This window comes from Bacillus sp. EKM208B (assembly GCF_011800725.1).
Taxonomy (GTDB): Bacteria; Bacillota; Bacilli; order Bacillales; family Bacillaceae; genus Bacillus; species Bacillus velezensis.
Genome location: NZ_JAANHO010000013.1, coordinates 66,281 through 72,280, shown reverse-complemented (window position 1 = coordinate 72,280; position 6,000 = coordinate 66,281). Strand labels below are relative to the sequence as shown.

The following is a 6,000-nucleotide window of genomic DNA, read 5'->3' as shown; positions in this document are numbered from 1 at the left end:
TCTAATTTCGGCTAACAATCATCCGTTTTCAAACTTGAAGGTGTTTTTTGTTTGTCTCATCTTATGGGGTCAGTCCCGTATCAAGGGGTTTTTCTATTATGCTTTACAAACCTTTTAGCAGCATTTGCATGCGGCTTGAAAGTGAAAAAAAATTTGATTTCTGGTACAATTATCAGCGATGCTTTATAAAATCAAATCAACCTAAGGAAGATTAAAATGAATGCTGTAGTGAAAATACTAAAAGAGCAAGTAACATCATTTCCTTTAATCATGCGTTTAGCAGCCTACGAAACAAAGTCTAAATATCAAATGAATTATTTAGGCGTTTTATGGCAGTTTTTAAATCCTCTTATTCAAATGCTTGCTTATTGGTTTGTTTTTGGATTGGGGATCAGAAAAGGGGGGCCGATGGTTACAGGTGCCGGAGAAGTGCCTTTTATTTTGTGGATGCTTGCAGGTCTGATACCGTGGTTTTTTATAAGTCCGACAATATTAGACGGATCAAATAGTGTATTTAAAAGAATTAAAATGGTGGCTAAAATGAATTTTCCAATCAGTTCTTTGCCGTCTGTCGCCATCGCTTCTAATTTGTTCAGTTATGCAATTATGATGGTGATCTATATCATTGCATTGCTCGCCAGCGGAATCTATCCGAGCCTTCATTGGCTTCAATATATTTATTATTTTGTTTGTCTGATGGCTTTCTTATTTTCGTTCAGCTTGTTTAATTCGACAATCAGCGTGCTGATCCGAGACTATCAGTTTCTTCTGCAGGCAGTGACAAGACTTTTGTTTTTCCTCCTGCCGGTTTTTTGGGATATTAACTCAAAGCTGGGGGCAGCTCACCCGGAATTGGTTCCTGTCTTGAAGCTGAATCCGCTTTTTTATATAATTGACGGTTTCAGGAACAGCTTATTAGATGGTCAGTGGTTCTTTCAAGATGTGAAATATACACTGTATTTCTGGCTGTTCACCTTATTTTTGTTAACAGTCGGTTCTGTTTTACACATGAAATTCAGAGATAAGTTTATTGACTTTCTTTAATACGTAAGGAGATTGTACGATGAAACTAAAGGTTTCGTTTCGAAATGTTTCAAAGCAGTATCATCTTTATGAAAAACAGTCGGATAAAATAAAAGGTTTGTTTTTCCCTGCTAAAGATAACGGTTTTTTCGCTGTGCGAAATGTCTCCTTTGATGTATATGAAGGGGAGACAATCGGCTTTGTGGGAATTAACGGATCGGGTAAATCGACGATGTCCAATCTGCTTGCAAAAGTGATACCGCCGACAAGCGGTGAAATTGAAATGAACGGCCAGCCGTCGCTGATTGCGATTGCAGCCGGTTTAAATAATGCTTTGACGGGCCGGGATAACATAAGGCTTAAATGTTTAATGATGGGGCTGACAAATAAAGAAATCGATGAGATGTATGAAAGCATAGTTGAGTTTGCTGAGATCGGTGATTTTATTAATCAGCCGGTGAAAAACTATTCAAGCGGTATGAAGTCCCGCCTTGGTTTTGCTATTTCCGTGCATATAGATCCGGATATTTTAATCATTGATGAAGCCCTCTCCGTAGGAGACCAGACATTTTATCAGAAGTGTGTTGACCGGATCCAGGAATTTAAAGAACAAGGAAAAACCATTTTCTTTGTGAGTCATTCCATTGGTCAGATTGAAAAAATGTGTGACCGTGTGGCTTGGATGCACTATGGTGAATTAAGAATGTTCGACGACACTGAAACCGTCGTCAAAGAGTACAAAGCATTTATCGATTGGTTTAATAAACTCTCCAAAAAAGACAAAGAGAAATATAAGAAAGATCAGGTTGCTGAACGTAAAAAAGAATCGCCTGAGCAGCAGGCAATTGTGAAGGAACAAAAGAAAAATAGTAAATCCGGATCAGCAGTCAATGCTATTCAAATTGCTATTTTATCAATACTGCTTGTGTTTATGGCAGGAACCATGTTTTTCAGCGCCCCGCTTCGTACTATCGCTTCCTTCGGTAAGATCGGATATCAAGATGATGTTAACAAGGGGAAAGACCAGATATTGGTGAACAAAAAAGGTTTCGTATTAAAAGACCAGACGCAGGCCTATAAAGATACAGAGCTGAAAAAAAAGGCGGACTTCCTTATTCCGTTCGGTGCTCAGGTGAAAGTGGTATCTGAAGACAGGCAATCAGCAAAGATTGAGGTCAATAATAAAACGTACTATATCCCGGAAAATGCAGCGGTCTATAACGAAAAAAGTTCAAATGTGAAAGCATCCGCTTTTTCTCCGTATGTAAAGCAGGGTGATATTGATCAACTTGTGTCACATCTCGGTGAGCGCGTTAATGATATTCAGCAAGAAATGAAAGAGCTGCAGAAAGAAGTAGTGAACGGCCGGGAGATGCTATATCTTAAAAATGGCGAGGTCAGTTATGTAGTGAATAATGGCAAGGCCGAGCAGCTTGTTTTCAGAGGAATATCAGCTATTACTCCGGCAGATCTATCCCTGAATAATAAAGATGTTATAAAGGGCAGCAGTGATCGGCAATTTATTGCGGCAAATGATAAATACGCTTTTATTATCAATAACGATAATCAAACTTTAACCTGCATTATAAAATAAAAAGCTGTTGGAATAAATCCAACAGCTTTTTTTCTTATAATTCATCTTTTCTTAACAGGTCTTCCATGAAAGGAATAAGGTGATCACGCAGTTCACGATCCTGCATCGCAAATTCTAATGTAGTGGTAATAAAACCTAGTTTTTCACCAACATCATATCTTTTGCCCTCAAAATCGTAAGCAAAAACCCGCTGGATTTCATTCAGCTTTTGAATAGCGTCTGTAAGCTGAATTTCCCCTCCGGCACCAATTTGCTGTTCTTCAAGATACATGAAGATTTCAGGAGTGAAGACATAACGTCCCAGTATTGCCAGATTGGACGGAGCAGTCCCTTGAGCCGGCTTCTCAACAAAGTTCTTCACCTGATATCTGCGGCCTTCACTTGTCAGCGGATCAATAATTCCGTAACGATGGGTTTCTTCTTCAGGCACTTGCTGAACCCCTATAATAGAAGAAAGTGTTTTTTCATATTCATCCATCAGCTGGCGAAGCCCTGGTTTTTCAGCTTGAACGATATCATCTCCGAGAAGGACGGCAAATGGCTCGTCACCGATAAAATTACGTGCGCACCAAACGGCATGTCCAAGACCTTTTGGCTCCTTTTGCCGGATATAATGAATGTCAGCAAGATTAGAGGCTTTTCGGACTTTTTCTAAGAGTTCGACTTTCCCTTTTTCTTCTAGGTTTCTTTCCAGCTCTGGTGAGTAATCAAAATGGTCTTCAATGGCTCTCTTGCTTTTTCCCGTAACAATAATAATGTCTTCAATACCCGCTTCAACCGCTTCTTCAATTATGTATTGAATCGTTGGTTTGTCTACAATCGGAAGCATCTCTTTCGGCATGGCTTTTGTTGCCGGCAGAAAGCGTGTCCCTAAACCTGCAGCGGGAATTATGGCTTTGCGTACTTTTTTCACTTTAAAGCACCTTCCTTAGCGTCACTTAAATATAAGTTAAGATATCTATACAGACTCAGGCTTGCTGATATTTTCTGTATACCCGATATTTCATTTTTAACACTTTTAATGATATAAGATAAACCATTATTAAACAAGTTTTATCCGTAAAGCCTTAATGATATATCCTTTTTCATTTATGGGAAAAATAATACAAGATATTTAACTGGCGGATCATATCGTGTAAAATGGGTTGATAATGAAAAATGATCACAAACTTGATACAGGAGAAAGAGATATGAAAAAACTTAAAGTCATGACGGTATTCGGTACAAGGCCTGAAGCGATAAAAATGGCGCCCCTTGTGCTCGAATTAAAAAAACGCCCTGAAATAGAATCATATGTCACTGTGACTGCCCAGCATAGACAAATGCTGGATCAAGTTCTTCACGCATTTCAAATTAAGCCTGACTTTGATTTGAATATTATGAAAGAACGGCAGACGCTGGCTGAAATTACTTCAAACGCCCTGGTAAAACTGGACGGCCTGTTTAAGGAAATCAAACCTGATATTGTTCTTGTTCATGGTGACACGACAACAACCTTTGCCGGAAGCCTTGCAGCTTTCTATCACCAGATTGCAGTCGGACATGTGGAGGCCGGATTGCGCACGGGCAACAAATATTCACCTTTTCCGGAAGAATTGAATCGCCAAATGACTGGCTCGCTTGCTGATATCCACTTTGCTCCGACTCAGCAAGCGAAGCAAAATTTGTTGAATGAGAATAAAAAAGAAAGCTCCATTTTTGTTACCGGAAATACAGCGATTGATGCTTTGCATACAACGGTTCACTCTGAATACTCCCATAATATTATTGAAAAAATCGGCAATGACAGAATGATTTTACTGACGGCGCATCGCCGGGAAAATTTAGGTCAGCCGATGGAACTTATGTTTAAAGCCATCCGCCGGATCGCAGATGAATTCAGCGATGTGCAAGTCGTTTATCCGGTACACCTGAATCCCGCTGTACGTGAAGCTGCTGATAAGCACTTTGGTGATTCGGAGCGCGTCCATTTAATTGAACCTCTTGAAGTGATTGATTTCCACAATTTTGCGTCAAGGTCGTATTTTATTTTAACTGATTCAGGAGGCGTTCAGGAGGAAGCTCCTTCCTTAGGAAAGCCGGTTCTCGTATTGCGCGATACGACTGAACGGCCCGAAGGAGTGGAGGCGGGCACTCTGAAATTAGCCGGTACTGATGAAGAAACGATTTATCAGATGGCAAAACAGCTGCTGACAGACAAGCAGGAATATGAAAAAATGTCGCGGGCATCTAATCCCTATGGAGATGGCATGGCGTCAAGAAGGATTGCTGAGGGGCTGCTCTATCAATTCGGACTGCGTTCAGAGCGTCCTGATTCTTTCGAGGTGTAACAAAAAAGCAGCTCCGCATAATGTATGCGAAGCTGCTTTTTCTGCATTAGTTTAAAGGTTGAGGCTACTTCTCAATTCTTTAGTAATGGAAGCAAGACCGTTTTCATCTGCTTTATAATAGTAAATTCCGTTGATTTTAGTGCCGTCACCCTTCAGCTCATGCTGAATCACTTTCTTGCGGGCATCTTTATAGCCGGATTGAATATCCCACATATCATCAAAGGTTAAATTCGTTTTTACATTGTTCTCTACTACTTTAAACATATCTCCGAATTTCGTGACAGAAGAGATACTTGCCCCTTTATTGATAATACCCTCTATAATCTGCCGCTGTCTGTCTTGGCGCCCGAAATCCCCTTTAGGATCTTCTTTTCTCATTCGTGAGTAAGCGAGGGCTTCATCACCGTTTAATGAAATATTGCCTTTGCTGAAGTAATAACCGTCATAGTTGAAAGCGAATGTACTGTTGACAGTGATGCCTCCTAAAGTGTCAACGACATCTTTAAAGCTTTCCATATTTACTTTAATGAAATAATCTACAGGAAGGTTCAAGAAATTCTCCACAGTATCTACTGCCATTTGCGTACCGCCAAATGCATATGAATGATTGATTTTATCCATCGTGCCTTTGCCGATAATTTTTGTATAAGTGTCACGCGGAATACTGACCATTTCCGTTGTTTTTGTCTTTGGATTGACAGTAAGGTAAATGAGCGAGTCGGCTCTTCCTTTATCATTTTTACGTTCGTCCACTCCCATGATCAAGACAGAGAACGGTTCTTGTTTATTTATTTTCACCTCAGTGCTGCGTTTATTCGATTTGTTAATGTCTTCGTGAATACTGGCGACGGTTGATGCCGCTTTATGCCATAGATAGTATGTAAAGCCGCCGGAAACTAAAATAAAAATGCCGATGATTGTCAGAAAGACCAGTAACAAAGTCTTTTTCTTTTTTCTTCGTTTACTTCTCATCTCAATACACCCCATCTGTTTTAAATTGGAAATCGAACTCCCAGTAAATTCAATATTTTATAATAGAATACAATAAATCCT

At 39.8% G+C, this 6,000-nt stretch carries 5 protein-coding genes; 3 read left to right on the top strand and 2 right to left on the bottom strand.

Features of this window, described 5'->3' with window-relative positions:
• Window positions 1–216 precede the first annotated feature (216 nt).
• Window positions 217–1,044 carry a teichoic acids export ABC transporter permease subunit TagG gene (gene tagG, locus G9F75_RS18190; RefSeq protein WP_021494109.1) on the top strand — a complete coding sequence of 276 codons (828 nt, stop codon included), beginning with the start codon at window positions 217–219 and terminating at the stop codon, window positions 1,042–1,044.
• 19 nt (window positions 1,045–1,063) lie between these two features.
• A complete protein-coding gene (gene tagH, locus G9F75_RS18185; protein ID WP_021494108.1) occupies window positions 1,064–2,617 on the top strand; it encodes a teichoic acids export ABC transporter ATP-binding subunit TagH in 1,554 nt (517 codons plus the stop codon).
• A gap of 34 nt (window positions 2,618–2,651) precedes the next feature.
• Here the strand turns inward: tagH and galU are convergent, their stop codons facing one another.
• Window positions 2,652–3,530 (bottom strand): UTP--glucose-1-phosphate uridylyltransferase GalU, encoded by an 879-nt coding sequence (gene galU, locus G9F75_RS18180; protein ID WP_015240700.1) that lies wholly within the window; start codon window positions 3,528–3,530, stop codon window positions 2,652–2,654.
• A 277-nt stretch (window positions 3,531–3,807) separates the two neighbouring features.
• Between galU and wecB the strand changes: the two genes are divergently transcribed.
• On the top strand, window positions 3,808–4,947 hold the full coding sequence (gene wecB / locus G9F75_RS18175) for a non-hydrolyzing UDP-N-acetylglucosamine 2-epimerase (RefSeq protein WP_021494107.1): 1,140 nt from the start codon (window positions 3,808–3,810) through the stop codon (window positions 4,945–4,947).
• A gap of 51 nt (window positions 4,948–4,998) precedes the next feature.
• Here the strand turns inward: wecB and tagU are convergent, their stop codons facing one another.
• Window positions 4,999–5,919 carry a polyisoprenyl-teichoic acid--peptidoglycan teichoic acid transferase TagU gene (gene tagU, locus G9F75_RS18170; protein WP_021494106.1) on the bottom strand — a complete coding sequence of 307 codons (921 nt, stop codon included), beginning with the start codon at window positions 5,917–5,919 and terminating at the stop codon, window positions 4,999–5,001.
• Window positions 5,920–6,000 lie beyond the last annotated feature (81 nt).

Excerpts from the sequence above, each read along its gene's own strand:
- tagG (WP_021494109.1), top strand. The coding sequence starts at position 217 with ATGAATGCTGTAGTGAAAATACTAAAAGAGCAAGTAACATCATTTCCT.
- tagH (WP_021494108.1), top strand. The coding sequence starts at position 1,064 with ATGAAACTAAAGGTTTCGTTTCGAAATGTTTCAAAGCAGTATCATCTT.
- wecB (WP_021494107.1), top strand. The coding sequence starts at position 3,808 with ATGAAAAAACTTAAAGTCATGACGGTATTCGGTACAAGGCCTGAAGCG.
- tagU (WP_021494106.1), bottom strand. The coding sequence starts at position 5,919 with ATGAGAAGTAAACGAAGAAAAAAGAAAAAGACTTTGTTACTGGTCTTT.